This window comes from Agrobacterium sp. LR_9, assembly GCF_041954855.1.
Classification (GTDB): Bacteria; Pseudomonadota; Alphaproteobacteria; order Rhizobiales; family Rhizobiaceae; genus Agrobacterium; species Agrobacterium leguminum.
The window spans coordinates 283,775-308,602 of sequence record NZ_JAVAYA010000001.1; the positions used below are offsets into that span (position 1 = coordinate 283,775).

A 24,828-nucleotide genomic window follows, 5' to 3' on the forward strand; every position below is an offset into this window, starting at 1 on the left:
CCGATAGCCCGGGATTACCGGGCTTTCGAGTGTCATCGAACTTTCCGCAAACCTTCGTCATATTGTCATACAATATAAGCATATGCGCTCCAGAAAAGGAGCGCAGAATGACGCCACAATCACTTGAACTTTCGGGCATCGGCAAAGGCTTCGGGACTGACGATGTTCTGAAAGAGATCGATCTCTCCATCCGTCCCGGAGAGTTTTTGTCTCTCGTCGGCATGTCGGGCTGCGGCAAGTCCACGCTTCTGCGTATCATTGCGGGGCTGGAAACACCGGATCGCGGTTCGGTCTCCATCGGCGATCAGGATGTGACAGAGGTTGATCCGAGCGATCGTAATCTGGCGATGGTTTTCCAGTCCTACGCCCTTTATCCGCATATGAGCGTGCGCCAGAACATTGCCACACCGCTCAGGATGCGGCGTTTGCCCTTTGCCGCCCGCCTGCCGCTGGTCGGACGGTTTGCGGCCCCGGCAGAAACGCTAAGCCAGATCGACGCCGCCGTCGAACAGGCGGCCGAGACGCTACAGATCGCGCATTTGCTGGATCGCAAGCCGGCGCAGCTTTCCGGCGGCCAGCGTCAGCGCGTGGCGCTCGCCCGGGCGCTGGTGCGTTCGCCCGCTGCCTTCCTGATGGACGAGCCGCTCTCCAACCTCGATGCGAAGCTCCGCGCCCACATGCGTGAGGAACTGGCCGGCCTGCACCGTCGGCTGGGGGCGACCTTCATCTATGTCACCCACGACCAGATCGAAGCCATGACCATGTCCGACCGCATCGCGTTGATGTCGGAAGGCCGCATCGAGCAGCTTGGCACGCCGGACGAGCTTTACCGCAAGCCCGCGACGCTGACGGTCGCGCGTTTCATCGGCACGCCATCCATCAACCTGCTGCCGGTCGAAATCGACACGCAGGGTAAAGTCACGGCCTTTGGGCGCGATCTTGGCATCGAGGGTGTGGGCCGCGATGCCGGCCCGGCGACGCTCGGCCTTCGTGCCGAAGATTTGCGCCCGGGCGAAGAAGGTTTTGCCGTGCGTGTGGTGCGCAGTGAAACCCACGGCGCCGACCGCTTTGTGAGCTGCCGTCTGCTGAGCGACGAGACGGTCGCCATCACCCTGCGTCAGGGCGCCGGCGATGCCGTGGGAGCGGATATGAATGGCGTAATGAATCTCGGCTTTGCGCCGGAACGCGCGCATCTTTTCGCGGCCGATGGCCTGCGCCGCAAGATCACGGTGCGCGAACGGGTGCCGGCATGACGGCGGTCGATTTTTCCACGGCCGCGCGCGCGAAGGCTCGCCCGCGGCTGTCAAAGGCGGACCGGCGGATGATCTGGCGCGGCCTGATGTTCGCTGCCCCCGCAAGCCTGCTGCTTCTGGCGATCTATATCGTTCCGATGCTCGTTCTGGCCGGTTTTTCCGTCACCGATTACCAGCTCGGTTCGCTCTCCACCCGCTTTGTCGGCCTCGGAAACTTCGTCAAGGCGTTTCAGGATCCGGTCTTCCTGCGCTCTCTGGCCAATACTGCCATCTATGCGCTCATCGTCATTCCCTTCGGTGTGTTTCTGGCGCTCGGCGTGGCTTTGCTCGTTTATAACCGCAAGCGCAGCCGGGCTTTCTGGGAGGTGGCTTATTTCCTCCCCGTCACCGCAACCCTCGTCGCCATGGCGACCGTGTGGCAGTTCCTGCTGCATCCCTCGCTTGGTCCGGTGAATGCGGCGATCAAATGGCTGGGCTTTGAGCCGGTCGCCTTCCTCTCCAATCCCGTCCTCCTCATTCCCACCATGGCGCTGATGGGCGTCTGGCAGATCCTGGGTTTCAATATGGTGCTGTTCCTCGCGGGCCTCACCGCCATTTCGAAGGATCTGCACGAGGCGGCGCGGCTGGACGGCGCCAAGAACCCGATCGACCGCTTCCTGACCGTGACTTGGCCGATGCTCGGGCCGACGACCATGTTCGTGGTGGTCACCACCTCCATCTCGGCCTTCAAGGTGTTCGAGACGGTGGCTGTGCTCACCAAGGGCCGCTTCGGATCTGAAACCCTGCTGTTCGATCTCTATCTCGAAGGTTTCGAATATTCCAACACCGGTTATGCCGCCGCGCTGACGATTATCTTCCTCGCGATCGTGCTGGTCCTGTCTATCGGCCAGACGCTGCACATGGACCGGAAGGTGCACTACTGATGGCCGCACTCCGCAGATATCTCCCACATCTCGTGCTTGCCCTTGGCGCTTTCGTGATGCTCCTGCCGTTCTACTGGATGGTGTTGACCTCGATCCGCTCACCGGCAGAGATTTTCGATGTCTCGCTTTGGCTGATCCCGCAGAAATTCGACGCTGTGGATAATTATGCCAGGGCGGCGGGTCAGGTCCCGATGGCGCGCTTCATGCTCAACGGCGTCATCGTCTGCGTCGGCATTCTCGTCGTGCAGATCCTGACGTCGGTTCCGGCTGCCTATGCGCTGGCGAAGCTCCGGTTCCCCGGTCGCAAGCTGCTGCTGGGCCTCGTCATTGCGGCGCTCTGCGTTCCCATTCAGGCGCTCGCCCTGCCGCTTTTTGTCGGTCTAGCCAAGACGGAACTCCTGAATACCTATTTCGCGATGATGATGCCGTTCTTCCTTTCGGTCTTCGCCATCTTCCTGTTCAATCAGTCCTTCCGCAGCTATCCGAATGAAATCATCGAGGCTGCCCGCATGGATGGGTTCTCGGAAATGGAGATTTGCTGGGGGCTGGTCCTTCGCGGATCGCTGCCTTCGCTCGCCGCTTTCTCGATCTTTTCGCTCGTTGCCCACTGGAACGACCTTTATTGGCCGATGATCGTGGTCTCCGACACCAATCTCGCCCCGCCGCCGCTTGGCATGATGCTCTTCGCCGATGTCGAATCCGGCGCGAATTACGGTGCGCTGATGGCGGGCGCCACACTGATTACCGCGCCGATGGTGCTGTGCTTCCTCCTCGCACGGCGGCACTTCATCGCCGGTATTACCATGACCGGCGTCAAGTGACGCCGTTCAGATTTCCTCCTCCCAACCTCTCTGGAGACTGACATGAAACTCAACCGACGCGCTGTGATGGGCGGTCTGGCTCTCGGCATGGCTTTTGCGGGCCTCGCTCAGCCGGTTCTGGCCAATGAAATCACGCTCAACGTTCTTTACAACCTGCCGGGCTTCACCAAGTTCCATCAGCCGCTGGCCGATGAATTCATGAAGAAGAACCCGGAGGTGAAGATCAACTTCCTCGCTCCGGCCGCCGGTTATAATGAAGGCCAGCAGCAGGTTCTGCGTTCCGCCGTCACAGGCAATCTGCCGGACGTTTATTTCTCTGGCTACAACCTGACGGCGGAACTCGTTCACACGCTCGCACCGCGCAACCAGATCACCGATCTCGGCCCGTTCATTCAGGCTGAAGGCGGTCAGGCCTTCCTCGACAAGAACTACAGCCCAAAGATGGCCGCCCTCGGCCAGATCGACGGCAAGCAGTACGGCCTGCCGGTCAACGCGTCCTCGCCGATCATTTACATCAACTCCGACCTCGTCACCAAGGCTGGCGGCGATCCGGACAAGATGCCGACGACCTTTGCGGAGCTCATTGCTCTAGCAAAGAAGATCAAGGCTCTCGACCCCAAGTTCGCCGGCATGAGCTACGACATCAACGGCTGGCCGGATGACTGGTTGTGGCAGGCGCTCATCGTCGAACAGGGCGGCAAGCTCGTTGACGAGAAGGCCAAGACCGTTGGCTTCGATAACGAGATCGGCCTCAACGCCCTGAAGATGACCCGTCAGTTCGTCACCGAAGGCGGCCAGAACCTGCTCGACTGGGATCAGTCGCGCCAGCAGTTCGGTGCAGGCCTCACCGGTTTCATCTTCTCGACGCCTGCCCATGTTCAGACGATCCAGGGTTTGGTCGGCGACCGCTTCAAGCTGAAGACCGCGACCTTCCCGCTCGACAACAAGGAAAAGGGCGGCGTGCCCACCGGCGGCAACTCTGCCGTTATCCTGACGCAGGATAAGGCCAAGCAGGATGCTGCCTGGAAATACCTGAAGTGGATCACCGGTCCGGAAGCACAGAACACCATCGTTCGCATCACCGGCTACCTGCCGACCAACAAGCTGGCAACCGGCCCGGACTTCCTCGCTCCTTATTATGTCGAGAACCCGAATGTGAAGACCGCTTCGCTTCAGGCTGACCGTTCGCTCCCCTGGGCCGGTTATCCGGGTGGCGATTCCGTCCGCATCTGGCGAACCCAGCGCGACATCATTGGCACCGTCATGCGCGGTGAAGTAACGCCGGAAGCCGGTCTCAAGCAGATCGTCGAGCAGACCAACGCCCTGCTGAAATAAGCAAAACCATCGAAAAGGCTGCGGGGAAATCCGTTCCCGCAGCCATTTTGCGCAGAAAGACCTGTTATGAAGATCATCCAGATCACCGACACCCATCTCGTACCCCCCGGCATTGCTGTAAACGGCGTCGACCCGGAAAAGCAGCTGCGCGCGGCGGTGGCCGATATTGTCGAAAAACATGCCGACGCCGATCTTCTTGTGATGACGGGTGATCTTTGCAATTACGGCGAGCCGGAAGCCTATGAGCTGCTTCGCGATATCCTCGCGCCCGTTTCGATCCCCGTTCAGTTGATGCTCGGCAATCACGACCGCCGCCCGGAATTCGTCGCGGCTTTTCCGGAACAGCCGCGTGACGATAACGGCTACATCCAGTCCTTCATCGATACCGAATTCGGTCGGCTGCTGTTTCTCGACAGCCACGAGGCCGATGTGATCGGCGGCATATATGGTGCGGATCGTCTGGCATGGCTGGAGAGTGCGCTGGAAAGCGCGGGCGAATTGCCGGTGACGGTGTTCATTCATCACCCGCCGATGGATTGCGGCATCCGCCATTTCGAACATATCGGCATGCATGATGACGGTGCTGTCATGCGCCGTCTCGCCGCTCATCCGGCCGGTATACGTCATATCATTTTTGGCCATATCCATGTGCCGATGGCAGGCACGACCGCCGAAGGCATCGCCTACAGTTCCGGTCAGGCCTGCGCCCACCGTTTCATCACCGATATCGATGTTGTCGATCCGCTGTGGACGGGCGGTAATCCCTGTTACCGGGTCATAAGCCTCGGCGCATTCGGTCTGCGTGCCTATGATGCGGAAGTGGGGCAGGTTGTGCTCGGTCAGGCGCCTGTCTGCGAAGGCCCCTGACACCGGACGTTTCCGTGTTGCACGGAAATGACCTTCGCCTCGTCGCCTGTTGGCGGTGGTGAGGGAGAGATTTTTGACGATTGCAAGGCTGCGGTGGCGAGAAGACCCCCGTGGCCTGTCGCGCCGATGCGCCACTTCTGGTTTGTTGAACGGGATGTGATGCATCGGAACCATGGTTCCGTGCGCACCCTTGATCTATGTCAGTTTCATCGATGAAACTGCACGCCATAGTCGCCGAAAGGTGGCCAGCCGAATGCCGTGCCATCGTGATGACAGATCATGGAGAATTGCATGCTTGAAAAGCGTATCCGCAACGCGTCCCTCTTGAACAGGATCGTCAGCGCCGAAGAGGCCGCCAGTCTCATTCAGGACGGCATGACGGTGGGCATGAGCGGCTTTACGCGCGCCGGCGAAGCGAAGGCGGTGCCGCTGGCGCTGGCCGAGCGCGCCAAAACGAACCCCATGAAAATCACCCTGATGACCGGCGCCTCGCTCGGCAACGATCTCGACAAGACCATGGTGGAGGCGGGCATGCTGGCGCGTCGCATGCCGTTCCAGTCCGATCCGGCTTTGCGCAGGGCGATCAATGACGGCAAGGTGATGTTCATCGACCAGCACCTTTCCGAAACGGTCGAGCAATTGCGCGGCGGCCAGATCCACGGCGTCGATATCGCCATCGTTGAAGCAGTTGCGATTACGGCAGACGGCGGCATAGTGCCCACCACCTCCGTCGGCAATTCCGCAAGCTTCGCCATTCTGGCGGACAAGGTCATCGTTGAGATCAACCTGTCGCAGCCCGAGGTGCTGGAAGGGCTGCACGACATCTTCATTCCCGCCAAACGCCCGACCCGCATGCCCATCCCTGTCGTGGCGACGGACAGCCGTGTGGGCCTGCCGTTTATTCCGGTGCCGCCTGAAAAGATCGCCGCCATCGTGCTGAGCGACAAGAGCGACAGTTTCTCCACGGTGCTGCCGCCGGATGACGAGACCAAGGCGATTGCCGGCCATCTCACCGAGTTCCTGCTGAACGAGGTGCGTCATGGTCGCATGACCCATGAACTCCAGCCGCTTCAGGCCGGCATCGGCACCATCGCCAATGCGGTGATGCATGGTTTCATCGACACGCCGTTTCACGATCTGAAAATGTATTCGGAAGTCCTGCAGGATTCGACCTTCGAACTGTTCGATGCTGGCAAGCTGACCTTTGCCTCCGGTTCGTCGATCACGCTTTCTTCTGTCATGAACGAGCAGGTGATGCCGCGACTGGGCGATTACAAAAGCAGGCTGATCCTGCGTCCGCAGGAGGTGAGCAACCATCCGGAAGTCATCCGTCGCCTCGGTATCATCGGCATCAACACCGCGTTGGAATTCGATATCTACGGAAACGTCAATTCCACCCATGTCGGTGGCACGCATATGATGAACGGCATTGGCGGTTCCGGCGATTTTGCCCGTAATGCCTATATGTCCATTTTCGTTACCAAGTCGATCGCCAAGGGTGGCGCGATCTCAAGCGTGGTGCCGATGGTCAGCCATGTCGATCACACCGAACATGATGTCGATATTCTGGTCACCGAAACGGGCCTCGCCGATCTACGCGGTCTCGCCCCCCGCGAGCGCGCGGCTGTCATCATCGCCAATTGCGTCCATCCCGATTATCGCGATGCACTGGCTGACTATTATCACCGGGCGGCAGCGCGGGGCGGGCATACGCCGCATCTCATCGAAGAGGCGCTGTCGTGGCATCAGGCGCTGCGGGAAAAGGGCACGATGCGACCTCAGCAATAGGTGTTGAAACAGGGTGTCCACTTGCCGGTTTTTCGATTAGTAATTGGGTCTGTTTGGACACACCGCTGGGGAAAGTGCCCGCCACGCCGCTTAGGTTGCTGGCGCGACTGTTCCGCCTCCGGTAGAAAATCCTCTCCTCCCGGCCGCTATCGAGCTGCCTCAGGGTTGCAGGAGAGTGATGTAATGCCCATTCGCTTCGTCGCCATGATCGCGATTGTCGCCCTGCTTGCCGGTTGCGGCGGGCGGCCGATCGGTGTGATGACGCCAACGGGACAAACTGTGGCTGGTACGACGCCGGTCAATCTCCTCGTTGCGACAACGCGCGCGCCTTCCGAAAATCCTGCGGTTCTTTTCGGCGGCGAGCGGGGAACGGGGCTGAAGGTCGATGCGGTCACGGTTTCCATTCCGCCTGCTGCCAACCGCAAGGTTGGTCAGGTGCAATGGCCGAAAAAACTGCCGCCCAATCCGCTGAAAGATTTCACCACGGTTGCGATTGAGCCGATCCGCTCCGAAGCAGAGACCAGAAGCTGGATCACTAAGCATATCGCGAAGGACCGCCGGGTGCTGGTCTTCGTGCATGGTTTCAACAATCGTTACGAGGAATCCGTCTATCGTTTCGCCCAGATCGTCCATGATTCCGGCACGGATGTCGTGCCTGTCGTGTTCACCTGGCCGTCGCGCGCAAGCATCTTCGACTATAATTACGATAAGGAAAGCACCAACTATTCCCGCGATTCGCTGGAGGAGATGCTGACGCGGCTGGCGAAGGACAAATCCATTCGCGAAGTCACGGTCATGGCCCATTCCATGGGCACCTGGCTTGCGGTGGAGGCGCTGCGCCAGATGGCCATCCGCAACGGCCGCGTTGATCCTAAGATCAGCAATGTCATTCTGGCGGCGCCTGATCTCGATGTGGACGTCTTCAGCCGGCAATTCACCAGCCTCGGCAAGATACCGCCGAAATTCACGCTTTTCGTCTCGCAGGATGACCGCGCGCTCAGCCTGTCGCGCCGCATTTCCGGCAATGTCGATCGACTCGGTCAGATCGATCCTTCCGTCGAGCCCTATCGCAGCCAGCTTGAGAAGGCTGGCATCACGGTTCTCGATCTCACCAAGCTGCAATCCGGTGATCGTCTGAACCATGGAAAATTTGCCGAGAGCCCGGAGGTCGTTCGCCTGATCGGCGACCGTCTTATCGCGGGCCAGACGGTGACGGATTCCGACGTCGGTCTGGGCGAGGCGCTGGGTGCCGTCAGTATCGGTGCCGCGCAAACAGTCGGAACCGCGGCCAGCGTCGTGGTCAGCGCGCCGATTGCGGTCTTCGATCCACGGACGCGGGAGAATTACGGCAGGCAGGTGGAGCGGCTCGGCCGTTCCGTCGAAAACACCGTCGGATCGGTGGGCGATACAGCCGGTTCCGTGGTGGACGATCAGGCGGTTCAATCCTCCAGAGTGAATTGCGATGCCGCCGCCAATCGAAACCGGGCGGAATGCCGTAGCCGCTAAACGACAATGCGTGCAAGGTGGCGAAAACGTTAAGCGTTTTTGTCATCACGCGTCCGCAGATTTGTATACACCTTGTATTTTTATCTGTATGGTCAGGTCCATAACCCAACTTCCGGAGTAGACCCCCATGCGTTGGAAACGCACCCTCCAGCTTCTCGATGTTCATTGTGAAGGCGAAATCGGCCGTGTCGTCACCGGCGGCGCGCCGAAAATCCCCGGCAACACCGTGGCCGAACAGCTTCACTGGATGAATACCGATCCGCAGGGAGAGGCGCTTCGTCGCTTCCTGACGCTGGAGCCGCGCGGCACGCCGATGGGGTCGGTCAATCTTCTCCTGCCGCCGAAGCACCCGGATGCGCACGCCGCCTTCGTCATTCTCCAGCCGGATCAGGCGCATGCCAGCTCCGGGTCCAATTCCATCTGCGCCACGACGGCGCTTCTGGAAAGCGGCATGGTGGAAATGCAGGAGCCGGAAACCGTCATCATCCTCGAAACGGCGGCCGGTCTGGTCAAGGCCACAGCCACCTGCCGCGACGGTCGTTGCGAAAAGGTCAAGCTGACCATGGTGCCATCCTTCGTGCATGAGCTGGATGTCAGCATCGACACACCTGAATGGGGCAGGGTGACGATGGATATTTCCTATGGCGGCATTTTTTATGCGCTGGTCGATGTCCGCCAGATCGGCCTCACCATCGAAAAGGCCAATGCGGCAAAGCTGGTCTCGGCGGGCATGATCCTGAAAGATCTGGTCAACCGCGAAATGACCGTCGTTCATCCGGAAATTCCGGCCATTTCCGGCGTTGCCTATGTCATGTTCCGCGATGTGGATGCGGATGGCTCCATCCGCACCTGCACCACCATGTGGCCGGGCCGGGCGGATCGTTCGCCCTGCGGCACCGGCAATTCCGCCAATCTCGCCACGCTTTATGCGCGCGGCAAGGTGAAGGTGGGAGACGAGTATAAATCCCGCTCGATCATCGGTTCGGAATTCGATGTCGGCCTTTCCGCCGTCACCGAGGTGGCCGGCCGCCCGGCTGTCATCCCCACCATTGCCGGACGCGGCTTCACCTTCGGCCTGCATCAGGTGGGTCTCGATCCGTTTGATCCGCTGGCCGATGGTTTCGCGATGACCGATGTCTGGGGTCCGGAAGCGGGCAACATCTGAAGCGTGCTTTAAAAAAATGCCATTTACAGCCGCCGGATGGACTTTGGCGGCTGTTTTCCCGCGGCAAAAGATGCTAAGCGGGCGCCAATTCCGTCATGCTCCGAGGTATCCCGATGAAGTCGCTCACCCTGCGCCGCCCTGATGACTGGCACCTGCACCTGCGTGATGGGGCAATGCTGGAAGGGGTGATCGGGGATACGAGCCGCCATTTCGCCCGCGCCATCATCATGCCGAACCTGGTGCCGCCGGTCGTCACCACGGCCGATGCCCGCGCCTATCGCGAACGCATCGTCAAGGCCATTCCCGCGGGTGACCGTTTCGAGCCGCTGATGACCCTCTATCTGACCGAGGACACGCAGGCCGACGATGTGGAAGAGGGCAAAAAAAGCGGCCTCATCACTGCCGTAAAGCTTTACCCGGCGGGTGCGACCACCAATTCCCATGGCGGTGTGCGCGATTTCAACAAGGCCATGCCGGTTCTGGAACGCATGGCGAAGATCGGCCTGCCGCTTTGCGTGCATGGTGAGGTGACGACGCCGGAAGTCGATATTTTCGACCGCGAGAAGGTGTTCATCGATACGGTTCTGGAGCCTCTGCGCCAGCGCCTGCCGGAACTCAAGGTGACGATGGAACACATCACCACCCGCGATGGCGTGGATTACATCAAGTCGTCCAAGGCCAACATCGCCGGCTCCATCACCACCCATCACCTCATCATCAACCGCAATGCCATCTTGGTCGGCGGTATCAAGCCGCATTATTATTGCCTACCCGTCGCCAAGCGCGAAGAACACCGGCTGGCGCTACGGGCTGCCGCGACTTCGGGCGATGCACGCTTCTTCCTCGGCACGGATTCCGCTCCGCATGTGGACCCGCTGAAGGAATGCGCCTGCGGCTGCGCCGGCATCTATACCTCCATCAACACCATGAGCTGTCTTGCCCATGTCTTCGAGGACGAAAACGCCCTCGATAAGCTGGAAGCCTTCGCTTCGCTCAACGGCCCGGCCTGGTACGGTCTTGCGCCGAACGAGGAAACGATCACGCTGGTCAAGCGCGAGGAAGCGGTGGCCTTTCCTGAAAAAATCGAGACGGGCGCCGGGCCGGTCACCGTGTTCGATCCGATGTTCCCGCTCCATTGGGATGTGAGTTGATTTTTTAACCGCCGGCACTGCCGGCGGTTTTGTTATGGTCCCCAGGCATTCGCCCTTCGGCGTCGCCTGCGGATGCCTGCAATGCTGAACCGAGACGTTGTGCTTTCCGAAAACCGATCCGGGTTTTCGGAGCGATAAACCAAGGCCGAAAAAGGAGAACGCCTATGAACCATTTCACATTCACTGACCGCGCCGTCGTTGCGGAACTGGTTGCGAAGATGTTGTGGGAAATCAAGGCGGTCCATTTTAATTCGGAAAGCCCCTACACCTTCGCTTCGGGCATGAAGAGCCCGGTGTACATCGACATGCGCAAGCTCATCTCGTTCCCGCGCATCCGCTCCGCCGCCATGGATTTCGCGGCGGCGGCGGTGATGCGCGAGGCCGGTTTCGAGAAGTTCGACTGTGTGGCAGGTGGTGAAACGGCGGGCATTCCCTTTGCCGCTTTCCTTGCCGAGCGCCTCGGCCTGCCGATGATCTATTGCCGCAAGAAGCCAAAAGGCCATGGCCGCAACGCCCAGATCGAAGGCCATATGCCGGAGGGAGCCCGCGTTCTCGTCATCGAGGATCTGACGACGGCGGGCGGCTCGATGTTCACCTTCATCGACGCCATCCGTGCGGCGGGCGGCATTGTCGATCACGGCATCGCGCTGTTCTATTACGGCATCTTCGAAGAGGCCGAAGCGCGCTTCGCCAACGGCAATGTCAAGCTGCATTACCTGACCACCTGGCGCGATGTTCTGGCCGTTGCCCGGGCTGAAAAACTGTTCGACGAGAAGACCCTGTCGGAGGTCGAAGCCTTCCTCGATAACCCGCTGCCATGGTCGGCAAAACGCGGCGGTGTCAGCGAATTGCCGCAATCTTAATTTCGGATGCGGCCAGCCCGGTTTTGCGGCTGGCCTTCCGATCGATCTTCGTCTAAATCGATTTAAGTCCATTTGATTTGCTGTTTTGAGGAGGACCGTAATGATCCTGTGTTGTGGTGAAGCTCTGATCGACATGCTGCCCCGGCAGACGACGCTGGGCGAGGCGGGTTTTGCCCCCTATGCAGGCGGAGCGGTCTTCAACACGGCGATTGCGCTGGGGCGTCTCGGCGTTCCCTCCGCCTTCTTTACGGGCCTTTCCGATGACATGATGGGCGATATCCTGCGGGAGACCCTGCGCGCCAGCAATGTCGACTTCAGCTATTGCGCCACCCTTTCGCGGCCGACCACCATCGCCTTCGTGAAGCTGGTGGATGGCCATGCGACCTATGCCTTCTATGACGAAAACACCGCCGGCCGGATGATCACCGAAGCGGAGCTTCCGGCACTGGGCGCCGATTGCGAGGCGCTGCATTTCGGTGCGATCAGCCTTATCCCGGAGCCTTGCGGCAGCACCTATGAGGCGCTGATGACGCGCGAGCACGAAAGCCGTGTCATCTCGCTCGATCCGAATATTCGCCCCGGTTTCATCAAGGACAAGCAGTCCCACATGGCCCGCATCCGCCGCATGGCGGCCATGTCGGATATCGTGAAATTCTCGGATGAGGACCTTGCCTGGTTCGGGCTGGAAGGCGATGAGGACACGCTTGCCCGCCACTGGCTGCATCACGGCGCAAAGCTGGTCGTCGTCACCCGTGGCGCCAAGGGCGCGGTGGGGTATAGCGCCAATCTCAAGGTTGAAGTGGCCTCCGAGCGGGTGGAAGTGGTCGACACTGTCGGCGCGGGTGACACCTTCGATGCCGGCATTCTTGCCTCGCTGAAAATGCAGGGTTTGCTGACCAAGGCGCAGGTTGCCTCGCTGACGGAAGACCAGATCAGGAAGGCTCTGGCGCTCGGCGCGAAAGCGGCCGCTGTCACCGTTTCGCGGGCCGGCGCGAACCCACCCTTTGCGCATGAAATCGGTTTGTGATGAGCGCGGTTGAACCATTTTGAAAAGGTGGTTCAACACTCTTCCCGGCTTTAGAACCGTAAAAAACCGTTATTTCGATATTATGAAGCTTGTGTCCGCTGTTTTTTCACGAAACAAGCATCGCATGAGCCCTCCCAAGTCCCATCCTTTCGATTTTGACCCGACCTATGGCATGCAACGCGAGCAGCTGCTGGCCATCACCCCGCCCGAAGCGCCGCCGGGCTTTGATGATTTCTGGAAAAAGCGCTATCGCCGCGCGCTCGCCACGGATCCCCGGCCGGTGCTGCGCAAGAGCAGGCTCACCGACCCCCGCTGGCATGTCCTCGATATGACCTACACCTCCACCGGCGGTTTTCGCATCGGCGGGTGGCTGCTTTTGCCGCGCGAAGGGCAGGTGCGCCGTGGCCTCGTTGTCGGCCATGGTTATGGCGGGCGAGGGGAACCAGATTTCGACGTGCCGGTGGAAGAAACGGCCGTGCTGTTTCCCTGTTTTCGCGGGCTGTCGCTGAGCGCTTGTCCGCCGATCTCGTCCGACCCGTCGCTTCATGTTCTCTATAATATCGACAGGAAAGACGATTACATCATCGGCGGCTGCGTCGACGATCTATGGGTTGCCGTTTCCACACTCATCAGCCTCTATCCGTGGCTGGAAGGGCAGGTGGGTTATAGCGGCATCAGTTTCGGTGGCGGCATCGGTGCACTGGCCATCCCTTTCGACGAGCGCATAGACCGTGGTCATCTTGTCGTGCCGACATTCGGACACCGGCCGTTCTGGCTGACGCTGCCGACCGTTGGCAGTGCGGATGCGGTTCAGACCTATCAGAAGACCCATGCCAATGTGCTTGAGACGCTGCGCCTGTTCGATGCCGCCTGTGCCGCCACCCGCATAAAAGTGCCGATGCTGGTCGCACCCGCGCTTTTCGATCCGGCGGTCGCGCCGCCCTGCCAGTTCGCGGTGGCCAATGCGCTGCCGAAATCAAAATTTAATGAAATATTCATCCTCGACGCCGGGCATTTCGATTACCCTGACAGCGCATCGCAAGATGCGGTCCATAAGGACAAGGTCAGACGGTTTTTCAAGGTGCCATGAAACGCGAATATCTCCGCTGGTATAGTCAAAGGCTCCATCGCGACATGGAGCTGTTAATATTCGGACATTCCGGCGCCAGGGTGCTGATGTTTCCCACCCGCGACGGGCGTTTCTTCGAATATGAGGAACTGGGTCTTGTCGGCAGTCTGGCCGACAAGCTGGAGGCGGGCCACCTTCAGCTTTATTGCATAGAGGGGCTTGCCAGAGAGACCTTCTACGCGGCCGGGCATCATCCCGCCGATCGCATTCGCCGCCATGCCGCCTTCGAAGAGTATATTCTGAACGAAGTGCTGCCACTGATGGCCGAGAAAAACCCTAATAGCGATACGATCGTGCAGGGTTGCAGCCTGGGTGCGTTTCAGGCCGCCAGTCTCGTTTTTCGCCACCCGCATCTTTTTCGCAAGCTCGTCGCCTTTTCCGGCCGTTACGATCTGACGATGAAGGTGGAATTCTTCGGCGATCTGTTCGATGGCTATTACGACGACGATATCTATTTCCACATGCCGAGCCATTTCCTGCCGGGCCTCGCATGCCCGTGGCGGCTTGAACACCTGCGCCGCATCGACATGGTTTTCACCATCGGCGATGCTGACCCGTTTCTGGGCAACAACCATCATCTGAGCCGGGTTCTGTCGGAGAAGCATGTGGGGCATCAAATGCATGTCTGGGATGGCCGCGCCCACCGGGCGGGCGCGTGGCGCAAGATGGCGGCGCTTTATATTTAAGGCCGCCGCATAAAAAAAGCCGGAGGTGTCTCCGGCTTTTTAGATTACGGTCCTAACGTCACTCAGCCTGCCAGACCGGCCAGCGCCTTCACCAGTCCCTGCGTCGAGCTGTCATGGCTGGCAGCGCTTTCCTTGCCTTCCACGACCGGCAGCAGGCCGGTCGCCAGTTCCTTGCCCAGCTCCACGCCCCATTGGTCGAAGGAGTTGATGCGGAACAGCACGCCTTCGACGAAAACGCGGTGCTCGTAGAGCGCGATCAGACGGCCAAGCGCGAACGGCGTCAGCTTGTCGTAAACGAAGGTGATGGAGGGGCGGTTGCCGGTGAAGACACGATGCGGCGCGATGAAATCGGCGAGTTTGTCTTCCATGCCCTTGGAGGTGAGCTGGGCTTTTGCCTCAGCCAGCGTGCGGCCCTTCATCAGCGCTTCCGATTGCGCCAGGCAATTGGCAATGAGAAGCTGGTGCTGGTGGCGCAGTTCGGGCTCGAAACCGTTGGCGGCGATCATGAATTCGGCCGGAATGACGCTCGTGCCCTGGTGGATGAGCTGGTAGAAGGCGTGCTGGCCATTGGTGCCGGGCTCGCCCCAGACGACCGGGCCGGACTGGCCTTCGACGGGCGTGCCGTCGATAGTGACGCCCTTGCCGTTCGATTCCATGTCGAGCTGCTGCAGATAAGCCGGGAAACGCGACAGACGCTGGTCATAGGGCAGGATCGCCCGGGTCGGATAATTCAGCACGTTGCGGTTATAAAAGCCGATGAGGCCGAGCAGCATCGGCAGGTTTTCACGGATCGGCGCTTCGCGGAAGTGCCTGTCCATGGCATGCGCGCCATCCAGGAACTTGCCGAAATTATCCGGCCCGATGGCGATCATCAGCGGCAGGCCGATGGCCGACCAGATCGAATAACGTCCGCCAACCCAGTCCCAGAAACCGAAGATGCGGTCGCTTTCGATGCCGAAGGCGGCAACCTTGTCCAGCGCGGTGGAAACGGCGGCGAAGTGATGCTTGACAGCTGCCTCACCCAGTTTCTCGGCGATGAAGCGGCGCGCAGTGGCGGCATTCGTCATCGTCTCGATGGTGGTGAAGGTCTTCGACGCGACGATGAACAGCGAGGTTTCCGGGTCGATAAGCTTCAGAGTATCGGCGATATGGGCGCCATCGATGTTCGAGACGAAATGCGCACGCGGGCCGTCATGGAAAGGCGCAAGCGCCAGCGTCGCCATCACGGGGCCGAGGTCGGAACCGCCAATGCCGATATTGATGACGTCGGTAATCTTCTTACCGGTCGCACCCTTCAGCGAACCGGAACGGATCGCCTCGGCAAACTTGCCCATGGCGGTGAGAACGGCGTTCACGTCAGGCATCACATCCTTGCCGTCCACGAGAACCGGCGTATTGGAGCGATTGCGCAGTGCGGTGTGCAGCACGGCGCGGTCTTCGGTGAAGTTGATCGCCTTGCCCGAGAACATCTCCTCGCGCTTGGCCTCGACGCCACCTTCGCGTGCGAGCTGTTCGAGAAGCGTGACGATCTCCTCATTCACGGCGCATTTGGAATAGTCCATCAGCAGGTCATCGAATTTGGCGCTGAAACGGCTGAATCTCTTGTCGTCGGCCGCAAAGGCGGCGCGAAGATCGGTTGCGGCTGTGCTGCTCGCCGTTGCTTTCAGTTTTTCGATGGTGGCCTGCATCTTGTGCTCCTCGGCTTCCGTGGAAGGATGAGGAAACTATTCTTTTTCAGGCGGCCAAATCAAGGCGACTTTGATAAAAGAAAAGGGCCGGGACGAAAGAAAGAGCCGGTCGCCCGGCTCTCCCCATTGCGCGAGACAATCAGTTCAGATTGCGCAATTCGCGCCGCAAGATTTTGCCGACATTCGATTTCGGCAACTCGGTGCGGAACTCGATGATTTTCGGCCTTTTGTAGTTCGTCAGGTTCTTGGCGCAAAAGGCCTTGAGCTCCGCTTCCGTGAGCGACTGGTCCTTCTTGACCACGAAAAGCTTGACGGTTTCGCCGGAATGTTCATCCGGAACACCGATTGCGGCGCATTCCAGCACGCCCGGATGGCTGGCGGCCACTTCTTCCACCTCGTTCGGATAGACGTTGAAACCGGAAACGAGGATCATGTCCTTCTTGCGATCAACGATCTTGGTGTAACCGCGCTCGTCCATGAAACCCATGTCGCCGGAACGGAAGAAGCCGTCGGCGGTCATGGCTTTTGCGGTTTCATCCGGCCGCTGCCAATAGCCGGCCATGACCTGCGGCCCGCGAATGCAGATCTCGCCGACTTCGCCTGTCGGCAGGCTGTTGCCGTCCTCGTCGCGAATATCGATTTCCGTCGAGGAGATAGGCAGGCCGATGGTGCCGCTGAATTCCGTGGAATCGAGGCGGTTGACGGTGGCGACCGGGGATGTCTCGGAGAGGCCGTAGCCTTCGGCAATCGGGCAACCGACGATGGAAAGCCAGCGCTCCGCAACGGGCCTTTGCACCGCCATGCCGCCGCCGAGAACCAGAATAAGCGACGACAGATCGAGCTTGCGGAAATCCTCATTGTTCATCAGCGCGTTGAAAAGCGTGTTGATGCCAGGGAAAACATGCGGCTGATAATGCGTCAGTTCCTTCACGAAGCCGGGAATGTCGCGCGGATTGGCGATCAGCAGATTATGACCGCCGAGCGCAATGCCCATCAGCGAATTCACCGTCAATGCGAAGATGTGGCAGAGCGGCAGCGCGCAGATGAAGTTGAGAACTTCCGGACGGTCCTTTCGGCCATTGAAAGCGGCGTCCAGCCACAGGCTGATCTGAAGCTTGTTGGCCAGAAGATTGGCATGGGTGAGAACCGCACCCTTGGATACGCCGGTTGTGCCGCCGGTATATTGCAGGAAGGCGATGTCCTGCGCCGTGAGGCTGACCGGCTTCAGCGAAAATCCCTGGCCTTCCTTCAGCATCGCCTTGAAGCTGATGGAACCGGGAATGGTATAGGCGGGCACCAGTTTCTTGACCTTGCGAACCACCAGATTGACGATATGTCCCTTCAGGCCGAGGAGATCGCCCATCGCAGCGACGACCACATGCCGCACCGCGGTTTTCGGCACCGCCTGCTGTGCCACATGGGCGAAGTTTTCCAGAACGAAGATCGCCTTTGCGCCGGAATCCTTGAGCTGATGTTCCAGCTCGCGCGGGGTATAGAGCGGATTGACATTGACCACGCTCATGCCCGCCCGCAAAATCCCGTATACGGCGACGGGATTTTGCAGGATATTCGGCATCATCACGGCAACCCGGTCGCCTTTTTCCAGCCCTCTGGATTGCAGCCAGGCAGCGACCGCGCGGGTTTCAGCGTCCAGTTCCCGATACGTCAGGGACTTTCCCATGCTGGAAAAGGCCTTGCGGTCGGCAAATTGCGCACAACTCTTTTCGAGAAGTTCGACAAGGGAGGCATGGGCGGATGCGGGGATTTCGGAAGGTACGCCCGGCGGATAGGATGCCAGCCAACGCTTCTCTGCGCTGACATTTTCCGGGTGTCCCAGGGACAGTTCACTCATGCTTCTCCTCCCAGAGTCTTTGTCGCGCCGCGCATTCCTTGAAACGCGTGAAGGGCGCTTTCGGCTGCCTGATGTTCACGAAGCTCCCGCATTCAGCCGGCCCAATCGGCCGGGTTGAGGGAACCTCATGTGGCGTCACCGGATCGACCGCTCCTCTCGCTCCCCGGTGACGAATGATAGACGCCTAATCCCTTGACGTCTATCTCGTCGGCAAAACCTATTTAACTCTAACGTAAACGTCAATATTGCTGCCGCACATCTCGCCAACTCGTGAAGGGAAAAGCATTTTGCCCGGCTTTTTTGACTTTAATCCTGATTTGAGCGATCAACATAATTCGCAAAGCAGGGCAGGATTGGAAATGGCAGGCAGGGCAGCGCTTGAACTGAAATCGGTCGGGAAGAGATTCGGCGAGACGGAAGTGCTGTCCGATATCGATCTTTCCGTCGAACGCGGCGAAATCATTTGTCTGGTAGGGCGCTCCGGCTGTGGAAAATCGACCCTGCTGCGCATCGTGGCGGGCGTGGAGACGCCGGACCATGGCAGCGTTTCCCTGAACGGCGCTGTCGTTGCCGGCCCTGCTGTTTTCGTCGAGCCGGAAAAGCGCAATATCGGTTTTGTCTTTCAGGATTATGCGCTGTTTCCGCATCTGACCGTCGAGCAGAATGTCATGTTCGGTCTTCGGTCTTTGCCGAAGGTGGAAGCCCGCCGCCGCGCTGCCGAGATGATAGAACATGTTCACCTGCAGGAACTGGCGAAACGTTATCCGCATACGCTGTCTGGCGGCGAGCAGCAGCGTGTGGCGCTCGCCCGCGCGCTTGCCCCGCAGCCCGGCCTGCTCCTGATGGACGAGCCCTTTTCCAATCTGGACAGGGGATTGCGCGACAGCGTGCGCGAGGAAACGCTCGGCCTGTTGCGGCAACTGGGTACGACGGCGATCATGGTGACGCATGATCCGGAAGAGGCGCTTTCGGCAGGCGACCGCGTGGTTCTGATGCAGCGCGGGCGCATCGTGCAGAGCGGCACGGGTTACGAAATCCACGATCATCCCAAGACCCGTTATGCCGCCGATTTTTTCTGCGCCTTCAACAAGATCGAAGGCCGGGTAAGACAGGGCCGCGTCGAAACGCCGCTCGGGCTTCTGGGCGATGCGTCCGATCTGCCTGACGGTCTCGCCGCCGTTGCCTATGTTCGCCCAAATGCGATTTCGATCATCGAGGACGGTGCGGCGAAAGAAGGAATTGCCGGCGAAATATCGAGCCGTGTCTTCCTCGGGGAAATCGAGCAGCTTGGCATAGCCGTGCCCGGACTGTCGGCCGATCTGCGTGTGAGGACAATGCAGCGCACACCCGCCCGGACGACGGCGGTGCGCTTCGGTATCGACCCCAAGGGCGTGCTGATATTTACTGCAAGTTGAGTGAGCGGATTTGTATGTTTATTTCCGCTCCATTTTCAACTCTTGGTGATCGAATCCGCCCGAAAAACAGAGAAATAAAACTTGATTTGGGTCATCAGGTATGATGTCTGCTCCCTCTATATTGCCGCTATCGGAGAGGGAGACAAAACATGACGAAATTTACCAGATTTGCCCTGCTTGCCAGCACGGTTGCCTTTGCAGCCGGAACGGCCAGCGCTGCGGAACTCAACATCTACACCACCCGCGAACCGGGCCTGATCCAGCCGCTGCTGGAATCCTTCACCGCCTCGAGCGGCGTCAAGGTCAATACCGTGTTCCTGAAGGACGGTCTTGCCGAGCGCGTTCTGAGCGAGGGCGCAAGCTCGCCTGCCGACGTTCTGATGACGGTGGATGCCGGCAACCTCGTCGATCTCGCCGAAAAGGGCGTCACCCAGGCGGTCGAATCCGAAACCCTGACCAAGGCTATCCCGGCTGAACTTCGCGACGCCAAGGGCCATTGGTTCGCGCTCTCCATGCGCGCCCGCGTTCTTTATGCGGCGAAGGATGTCGATCTCGCCTCCTTCAACTATGAAGATCTGGCGGATGCGAAGTGGAAGGGCAAGGTCTGCATTCGCGCCGGCCAGCACCCCTATAACACGGCGCTTTTTGCCGACTACATCGCCCATTACGGCGCTGCGGACACCGAAAAGTGGCTTGCCGGCGTCAAGGAAAACCTGGCCCGCAAGGCAGGCGGCGGCGACCGTGACGTTGCCAAGGATATCCTCGGCGGCATTTGCGATATCGGCATCGCCAACTCCTATTATGTCGGTCTGATGCGCTCGGGCAAGGGCGGCGAGGAGCAGGTGAAGTGGGGCGACGCCATCAAGGTGGTTCTGCCGACCTTCAAGAACGGCGGCACGCAGGTCAATATCAGCGGCGCGGCCGTGGCCAAGAATGCACCGAACAAGGCGGAAGCCGTCAAGCTGCTGGAATATCTCGTCTCCGACGAAGCCCAGAAGATCTATGCTGAAGCCAACTACGAATATCCGGTCAAGCAGGGTGCGGCTCTCAACGAGATCATCGCTTCCTTCGGTAAGCTGAAGATCGATAACAAGCCGCTGACGGAAATCGTCTCGCACCGCAAACAGGCGAGCGAGCTGGTCGACAAGGTCGGTTTCGACAAGTAAGGGCCAATCAGCGATAACATGGTGGAAGGCGTTCGCATTTGCGGGCGCCTTTCCGCGCATTTTCTAAAAGCACATGAATCCAGACGCCATCCAGCCATTGACACCTCGTGCCCGAGCCAGGTTTTCATCCTCCTTCTGGTGGCTGTGCCTTTCCGTGCTGGGGGTCTGCGGCGCCATGGTGCCGGTTCTGGCGCTTGTATCGCAGGCGTTGCAGGGTTCTGAAGGCCTGTGGGCGCATCTCGGCTCGACCGTGCTCTGGACGGCGCTTCCGGATACGGCGATCCTTCTCGCCGGGGTCGGGTTGCTGGCCGGCGTCGTCGGAACCTATGCCGCCTGGCTGGTCACCGCCTATGATTTTCCCGGCCGCAAAATATTGGAATGGGCGCTGCTGCTGCCGCTGGCCATGCCCACCTATATCGTGGCTTACGCCTATCTGGATATTCTGCATCCCATCGGACCGGTGCAGGGCGCGATCCGCTGGCTGCTCGGTTATTCCAGCCCGCGCGAATTTCGTCTGCCGGACATAAGGTCCATGACGGGCTGCATCGTCCTTCTCGGCTTCGTGCTGTTTCCCTATGTCTATATTCCCGTCCGCGCTATGTTCCTGACACAGGCGGGCAACCTGCTGGAAGCGGCACGAACGCTCGGCGTTTCCAGACGCAAAGCCTTCTTCAAGGTCGCGGTGCCGCTGGCGCGACCGGCGATTGCGGTCGGCATCAGCCTCGCCTTGATGGAAGCGCTCAACGATATAGGCGCATCGGAATTCCTCGGCGTCCGCACGCTCACCGTTTCCGTCTACACCACCTGGGTCACGAAATCCGACCTGCCGGGTGCGGCGCAGATCGCGCTTTCCATGCTGTTCATCGTTGTCGCCCTCGTGGCGCTCGAGCGCTGGGCGCGGCGCAAGCAGCGTTATGCCGTTTCGGCGCAGAAGAGCAGGGAACTGGAGCCGCTGCGGCTCAACGGCCTGAAGGGCTGGGCCGCTTTCGTACTCGGCGGCCTGCCGGTCCTTATCGGCTTTGTGGCGCCGGCCAGCTATCTCGTCATCGAGGCATGGAAACGGTTCCGTTTCAGCGGCCTCTCCGCCCGCTTTGCCGATGAGGCTCTGAACACCATCGTCTTTGCCGGACTGGCGACGGTTATCACCCTTATCTTCGGCCTTGCGGTTGCTTACGCCATGCGCCTTGCACCGGGACGTCTCTCGCTCTGGTCCTACCGGCTTTCGACGGTCGGATATGCGGCCCCCGGCACGGTCATCGCCATCGGCGTGCTGATCGCGCTTGGCGGCTTCGACCGGTTTGTCGACCAGACCATGCGTGACTGGTTCGGCATGTCTACCGGCCTCATCTTCATCGGCAGCGGTGCCGCGCTGATCTACGCCTATTCGGCGCGTTTCCTCACCATTGCGGCGGGCGGTGTGGATGCCGGCCTCAGCCGCATACCCCAATCCTTCGATCACGCTTCGCGAACGCTCGGGCGATCCGCGACGCAGACATTCCGCCAGATTCATCTGCCGTTATCCAAGGCGTCGCTTGCGGCAGCGGCGCTGCTGATCTTTGTCGATTGCGTCAAGGAGCTTCCCGCCACGCTTCTGTTGAGGCCGCTGAATTTCGAAACCTTCGCTACCCATCTTTATGGCGAAGCGGCGCGCGGCACCTATGAGGAGGCGGCAATCGCAGCGCTGGCAATCGTCGTCATTGGCATGCTTCCGGTCATGCAGCTTGCAAGGATCGGCCGGCGCAAGGGCTGATATCGAAGCCCTGCCCGATAAATGACGGACGCAAAACTGTGCGAGAGGCCAATAAGCTTCAAATCCCGCCAGAAAACGACAAGCATCCTGCCTTAATCCTGATGTAAATACTCAGCTTAATTGAGGTGCCGCGGCCTGTCGAATTTGGACATCGGCCGCGATCTGTTTCGGGGCATATCTTGAAAAATTTGCATGGGATGTTTTTGAGCCGTCTGGCTTTGGGCACGGCCGCCGTCGTTTTGCTGGCGCCAGCGATGGGCCACGCGCAGGACACGACCGTTCTGCAGCAGATCACCGTCGAAGGGCAGGGCGCGGAAAACGCGACGGGTCCGGTCCGGGGTTATGTCGCGAAGAAAAGCGCGACCGGTTCGAAAACCGAGACGGAAACCAGGGATATTCCGCAATCCGTATCGGTCGTCGGCCGCCAGGAAATGGATGACCGCGGCGCAGTGACGAAAATCGACGAGGTACTGCGTTACACCCCCGGTGTGACGGCGGAGCCCTTCGGGACCGACCCGGACACGGACTGGATTTACATCCGTGGTTTTCAGGCCACCCAGACCGGCGTGTTTCTGGATGGTCTGAACCTGTTCAGCTACGGTTTCGGCGGTTTCCAGATGGATGCCTACGGTCTGGAGCGCGTGGAAATTCTGAAAGGCCCGGCCTCGGTGCTTTATGGCGGCGCCAATCCCGGCGGTATCGTGCAGATGGTCCGCAAGCGCACGCAGGATGAGCCGGTGCGCGAAACGGAAATCGGCATCAATAATTTCGGCAATGCCTTCTTCGGTTTCGATCTCGGCGACAAGGTCGATGGTGAAGGCGTGTGGAAATATCGCGTCACCGGCAAGGTCTCCGGCGGCGATAATTACACCGATTATTCCGAGGAGTTGCGCGGCTTCATCATGCCGCAGATCACCTTCGAGCCGGACGCGCAGACAAGCGCCACGCTCTACGGCTATTTCTCGGCGCTCGATCAGGTTCATATCGGCAACGGCTTCCTGCCCTATGTTGGCACCGTGGTCGACGCGCCCTTCGGCAAGCTCGACCGAAAGGCGTTTTATGGCGAGCCGGATATCGACAATGGCCGCGTCTACCAGTCCATGGTGGGCTACGAGGTCAGCCACGACTTCGACAATGGCTGGAAGATCAGCCAGAACGCCCGCTATGGCCACCTCTACAAGCACGAAACCGGACCCTATGCCGGGGGCTGGGCCAATACAGATGCAAACGGCCAGCCGATCCTCGATGCCACCACCAACGACTATATGCTGACCCGCTTCGGTTATGATGGCGTGTCGAAAGTCGACAGTTTCGGCGTGGATAATCGGGTCGAAGGCCAGTTCGATACCGGCGCGGTCAATCACTCTCTGCTCTTCGGTCTCGACTATAAATATTACCGGCTGGACCAGGTGCAGGCCTGCTGCGGATCGAATGCCATCGGTGCGCTCAACCCGGTCTATGGCTCGACGCAGGGAACGAATTTCGTTTATGCCGACAATATCGTGACCCAGCAGCAGATCGGCATCTACGCGCAGGACCAGCTGCGTTTCGGCGATGGCTGGCTGGTCACGCTGAATGGCCGTTACGACTATGTCGACACCGAGCTGAACAACAGGCTCCCTGCGGGTCTCTCCCGCCGCTCGAATGACGATGCGCTGAGCGGCCGCGCCGGTCTCGCCTATGAATTCGACAATGGCCTGACACCCTATGTCTCGGCGGCCACTTTCTTCAATCCGCTCATCGATACGCTTGCGGATGGCACTCCCGCTTCGCCGGAGGAGGGACATCAGTTCGAGGCCGGTATCAAATATGAGCCGACCTTCTTCGATGGCAGCATCACGGCCTCCGTCTTCAAGCTGGTGAAGGACAATGCCATCGTTTCCTATACGGCTGGCGGGGTCACCACGAGCGGCCAGTTCGGGCAGGTGGAATCCACTGGCCTCGAGCTGGAGGCCAAGGCCAATCTCACCGACAACTGGAAGGCGATCGCCTCCTATTCCTATACAGATCTGGAGATTACCCGCGATGCCAATCCTAACCTTATCGGCAAATCGCCATGGATCGTGCCCGCTCACACCGCCTCGTTGTGGCTGGACTATGCCTTCACCACAGACGCGCTGGAGGGCCTCAGCCTCGGCGGCGGCGTACGGTATCAGGGCAAATCCTGGGCGGATGAGGCAAATACGTTGCGCGTTCCGGATGCTGCCGTCTTCGACGCGGCAATCCGCTATGAGAAAAATGACTGGACCGCATCGATCAACGTCGCCAATGTCTTCGACAAGGAATATGTGAAGAGCTGCGCCGGCGTCTCCGTCTGCGGCTGGGGCGATAGCCGCACCATCACCTTCAAGCTTTCCAAGAAGTGGTAAGACTTGGCTGAAGGCCGGCAGTTGCGGGGAAAGCAGTTTGCCACTATAAACATGAATAGATTTATCATGTTTAT

General features: G+C 59.7%; 19 protein-coding genes. 17 read left to right on the forward strand and 2 right to left on the reverse strand.

Annotated features, from left to right (window positions below; translation table 11 throughout):
• Nucleotides 1-107 precede the first annotated feature (107 nt).
• The 13 genes from RAC79_RS01425 (at nucleotide 108) to RAC79_RS01485 (ending at nucleotide 14,514) form a co-directional block, all read left to right on the forward strand.
• Nucleotides 108-1,253 (forward strand): ABC transporter ATP-binding protein, encoded by a 1,146-nt coding sequence (locus RAC79_RS01425; RefSeq protein WP_174038769.1) that lies wholly within the window; start codon nucleotides 108-110, stop codon nucleotides 1,251-1,253.
• A complete protein-coding gene (locus tag RAC79_RS01430) occupies nucleotides 1,250-2,176 on the forward strand; it encodes a carbohydrate ABC transporter permease (RefSeq protein WP_003520025.1) in 927 nt (308 codons plus the stop codon). Before RAC79_RS01425 ends, RAC79_RS01430 begins: the two co-directional genes overlap by 4 nt.
• The gene (locus tag RAC79_RS01435; protein ID WP_125145239.1) at nucleotides 2,176-2,997 is read left to right on the forward strand and encodes a carbohydrate ABC transporter permease; all 822 of its coding nucleotides are present in this window, start codon (nucleotides 2,176-2,178) and stop codon (nucleotides 2,995-2,997) included. Before RAC79_RS01430 ends, RAC79_RS01435 begins: the two co-directional genes overlap by 1 nt.
• 42 nt (nucleotides 2,998-3,039) lie before the next feature.
• Complete coding sequence (locus tag RAC79_RS01440; protein WP_174038770.1) at nucleotides 3,040-4,332, forward strand: ABC transporter substrate-binding protein; 1,293 nt, start codon at nucleotides 3,040-3,042, stop codon at nucleotides 4,330-4,332.
• 66 nt (nucleotides 4,333-4,398) lie between these two features.
• On the forward strand, nucleotides 4,399-5,199 hold the full coding sequence (locus RAC79_RS01445) for a phosphodiesterase (RefSeq protein WP_142844068.1): 801 nt from the start codon (nucleotides 4,399-4,401) through the stop codon (nucleotides 5,197-5,199).
• Between the two features lie 291 nt (nucleotides 5,200-5,490).
• Complete coding sequence (locus RAC79_RS01450) at nucleotides 5,491-6,987, forward strand: acetyl-CoA hydrolase/transferase family protein (RefSeq protein ID WP_174038771.1); 1,497 nt, start codon at nucleotides 5,491-5,493, stop codon at nucleotides 6,985-6,987.
• 183 nt (nucleotides 6,988-7,170) lie between these two features.
• Nucleotides 7,171-8,493, forward strand: a complete 1,323-nt coding sequence (locus tag RAC79_RS01455; protein WP_174035534.1) for an alpha/beta hydrolase — start codon at nucleotides 7,171-7,173, stop codon at nucleotides 8,491-8,493.
• 127 nt (nucleotides 8,494-8,620) lie between these two features.
• Nucleotides 8,621-9,658 (forward strand): 4-hydroxyproline epimerase, encoded by a 1,038-nt coding sequence (locus RAC79_RS01460; protein ID WP_003520015.1) that lies wholly within the window; start codon nucleotides 8,621-8,623, stop codon nucleotides 9,656-9,658.
• Nucleotides 9,659-9,771: 113 nt separating this feature from the next.
• The gene (gene pyrC / locus RAC79_RS01465) at nucleotides 9,772-10,809 is read left to right on the forward strand and encodes a dihydroorotase (protein ID WP_080856948.1); all 1,038 of its coding nucleotides are present in this window, start codon (nucleotides 9,772-9,774) and stop codon (nucleotides 10,807-10,809) included.
• A 164-nt stretch (nucleotides 10,810-10,973) separates the two neighbouring features.
• On the forward strand, nucleotides 10,974-11,672 hold the full coding sequence (locus tag RAC79_RS01470; RefSeq protein ID WP_003520012.1) for an orotate phosphoribosyltransferase: 699 nt from the start codon (nucleotides 10,974-10,976) through the stop codon (nucleotides 11,670-11,672).
• Nucleotides 11,673-11,772: 100 nt separating this feature from the next.
• Entirely contained in the window at nucleotides 11,773-12,699 is a 927-nt protein-coding gene (locus tag RAC79_RS01475; protein WP_003520009.1) for a carbohydrate kinase, read from the forward strand.
• Between the two features lie 124 nt (nucleotides 12,700-12,823).
• A complete protein-coding gene (locus RAC79_RS01480) occupies nucleotides 12,824-13,789 on the forward strand; it encodes an acetylxylan esterase (protein WP_142844064.1) in 966 nt (321 codons plus the stop codon).
• Nucleotides 13,786-14,514 (forward strand): esterase family protein, encoded by a 729-nt coding sequence (locus RAC79_RS01485; protein WP_125145244.1) that lies wholly within the window; start codon nucleotides 13,786-13,788, stop codon nucleotides 14,512-14,514. Before RAC79_RS01480 ends, RAC79_RS01485 begins: the two co-directional genes overlap by 4 nt.
• Before the next feature lie 62 nt (nucleotides 14,515-14,576).
• Here the strand turns inward: RAC79_RS01485 and pgi are convergent, their stop codons facing one another.
• Entirely contained in the window at nucleotides 14,577-16,202 is a 1,626-nt protein-coding gene (pgi, locus tag RAC79_RS01490; RefSeq protein WP_142844063.1) for a glucose-6-phosphate isomerase, read from the reverse strand.
• 139 nt (nucleotides 16,203-16,341) lie between these two features.
• Complete coding sequence (locus RAC79_RS01495; protein WP_174038772.1) at nucleotides 16,342-18,054, reverse strand: long-chain fatty acid--CoA ligase; 1,713 nt, start codon at nucleotides 18,052-18,054, stop codon at nucleotides 16,342-16,344.
• 359 nt (nucleotides 18,055-18,413) lie between these two features.
• Here RAC79_RS01495 and RAC79_RS01500 point away from each other — a divergent pair, with 359 nt between their 5' ends.
• The 4 genes from RAC79_RS01500 to RAC79_RS01515 all read left to right on the forward strand — a co-directional run bounded on the left by RAC79_RS01500 (nucleotide 18,414) and on the right by RAC79_RS01515 (nucleotide 24,754).
• Complete coding sequence (locus RAC79_RS01500) at nucleotides 18,414-19,469, forward strand: ABC transporter ATP-binding protein (protein WP_174038773.1); 1,056 nt, start codon at nucleotides 18,414-18,416, stop codon at nucleotides 19,467-19,469.
• A gap of 149 nt (nucleotides 19,470-19,618) precedes the next feature.
• Complete coding sequence (locus RAC79_RS01505) at nucleotides 19,619-20,635, forward strand: extracellular solute-binding protein (RefSeq protein WP_174038774.1); 1,017 nt, start codon at nucleotides 19,619-19,621, stop codon at nucleotides 20,633-20,635.
• 73 nt (nucleotides 20,636-20,708) lie between these two features.
• The gene (locus tag RAC79_RS01510; protein ID WP_142844060.1) at nucleotides 20,709-22,385 is read left to right on the forward strand and encodes an iron ABC transporter permease; all 1,677 of its coding nucleotides are present in this window, start codon (nucleotides 20,709-20,711) and stop codon (nucleotides 22,383-22,385) included.
• 179 nt (nucleotides 22,386-22,564) lie between these two features.
• Nucleotides 22,565-24,754, forward strand: a complete 2,190-nt coding sequence (locus RAC79_RS01515) for a TonB-dependent siderophore receptor (RefSeq protein ID WP_174038775.1) — start codon at nucleotides 22,565-22,567, stop codon at nucleotides 24,752-24,754.
• Nucleotides 24,755-24,828: the final 74 nt, after the last annotated feature.

Excerpts from the sequence above, each read along its gene's own strand:
- RAC79_RS01510 (WP_142844060.1), top strand. The coding sequence starts at position 20,709 with ATGAATCCAGACGCCATCCAGCCATTGACACCTCGTGCCCGAGCCAGG.
- pgi (WP_142844063.1), bottom strand. The coding sequence starts at position 16,202 with ATGCAGGCCACCATCGAAAAACTGAAAGCAACGGCGAGCAGCACAGCC.
- RAC79_RS01455 (WP_174035534.1), top strand. The coding sequence starts at position 7,171 with ATGCCCATTCGCTTCGTCGCCATGATCGCGATTGTCGCCCTGCTTGCC.
- RAC79_RS01435 (WP_125145239.1), top strand. The coding sequence starts at position 2,176 with ATGGCCGCACTCCGCAGATATCTCCCACATCTCGTGCTTGCCCTTGGC.
- RAC79_RS01440 (WP_174038770.1), top strand. The coding sequence starts at position 3,040 with ATGAAACTCAACCGACGCGCTGTGATGGGCGGTCTGGCTCTCGGCATG.
- RAC79_RS01450 (WP_174038771.1), top strand. The coding sequence starts at position 5,491 with ATGCTTGAAAAGCGTATCCGCAACGCGTCCCTCTTGAACAGGATCGTC.
- RAC79_RS01485 (WP_125145244.1), top strand. The coding sequence starts at position 13,786 with ATGAAACGCGAATATCTCCGCTGGTATAGTCAAAGGCTCCATCGCGAC.
- RAC79_RS01430 (WP_003520025.1), top strand. The coding sequence starts at position 1,250 with ATGACGGCGGTCGATTTTTCCACGGCCGCGCGCGCGAAGGCTCGCCCG.
- RAC79_RS01480 (WP_142844064.1), top strand. The coding sequence starts at position 12,824 with ATGAGCCCTCCCAAGTCCCATCCTTTCGATTTTGACCCGACCTATGGC.
- RAC79_RS01500 (WP_174038773.1), top strand. The coding sequence starts at position 18,414 with ATGGCAGGCAGGGCAGCGCTTGAACTGAAATCGGTCGGGAAGAGATTC.
- RAC79_RS01425 (WP_174038769.1), top strand. The coding sequence starts at position 108 with ATGACGCCACAATCACTTGAACTTTCGGGCATCGGCAAAGGCTTCGGG.
- RAC79_RS01505 (WP_174038774.1), top strand. The coding sequence starts at position 19,619 with ATGACGAAATTTACCAGATTTGCCCTGCTTGCCAGCACGGTTGCCTTT.
- RAC79_RS01475 (WP_003520009.1), top strand. The coding sequence starts at position 11,773 with ATGATCCTGTGTTGTGGTGAAGCTCTGATCGACATGCTGCCCCGGCAG.
- RAC79_RS01445 (WP_142844068.1), top strand. The coding sequence starts at position 4,399 with ATGAAGATCATCCAGATCACCGACACCCATCTCGTACCCCCCGGCATT.
- pyrC (WP_080856948.1), top strand. The coding sequence starts at position 9,772 with ATGAAGTCGCTCACCCTGCGCCGCCCTGATGACTGGCACCTGCACCTG.
- RAC79_RS01470 (WP_003520012.1), top strand. The coding sequence starts at position 10,974 with ATGAACCATTTCACATTCACTGACCGCGCCGTCGTTGCGGAACTGGTT.
- RAC79_RS01495 (WP_174038772.1), bottom strand. The coding sequence starts at position 18,054 with ATGAGTGAACTGTCCCTGGGACACCCGGAAAATGTCAGCGCAGAGAAG.
- RAC79_RS01460 (WP_003520015.1), top strand. The coding sequence starts at position 8,621 with ATGCGTTGGAAACGCACCCTCCAGCTTCTCGATGTTCATTGTGAAGGC.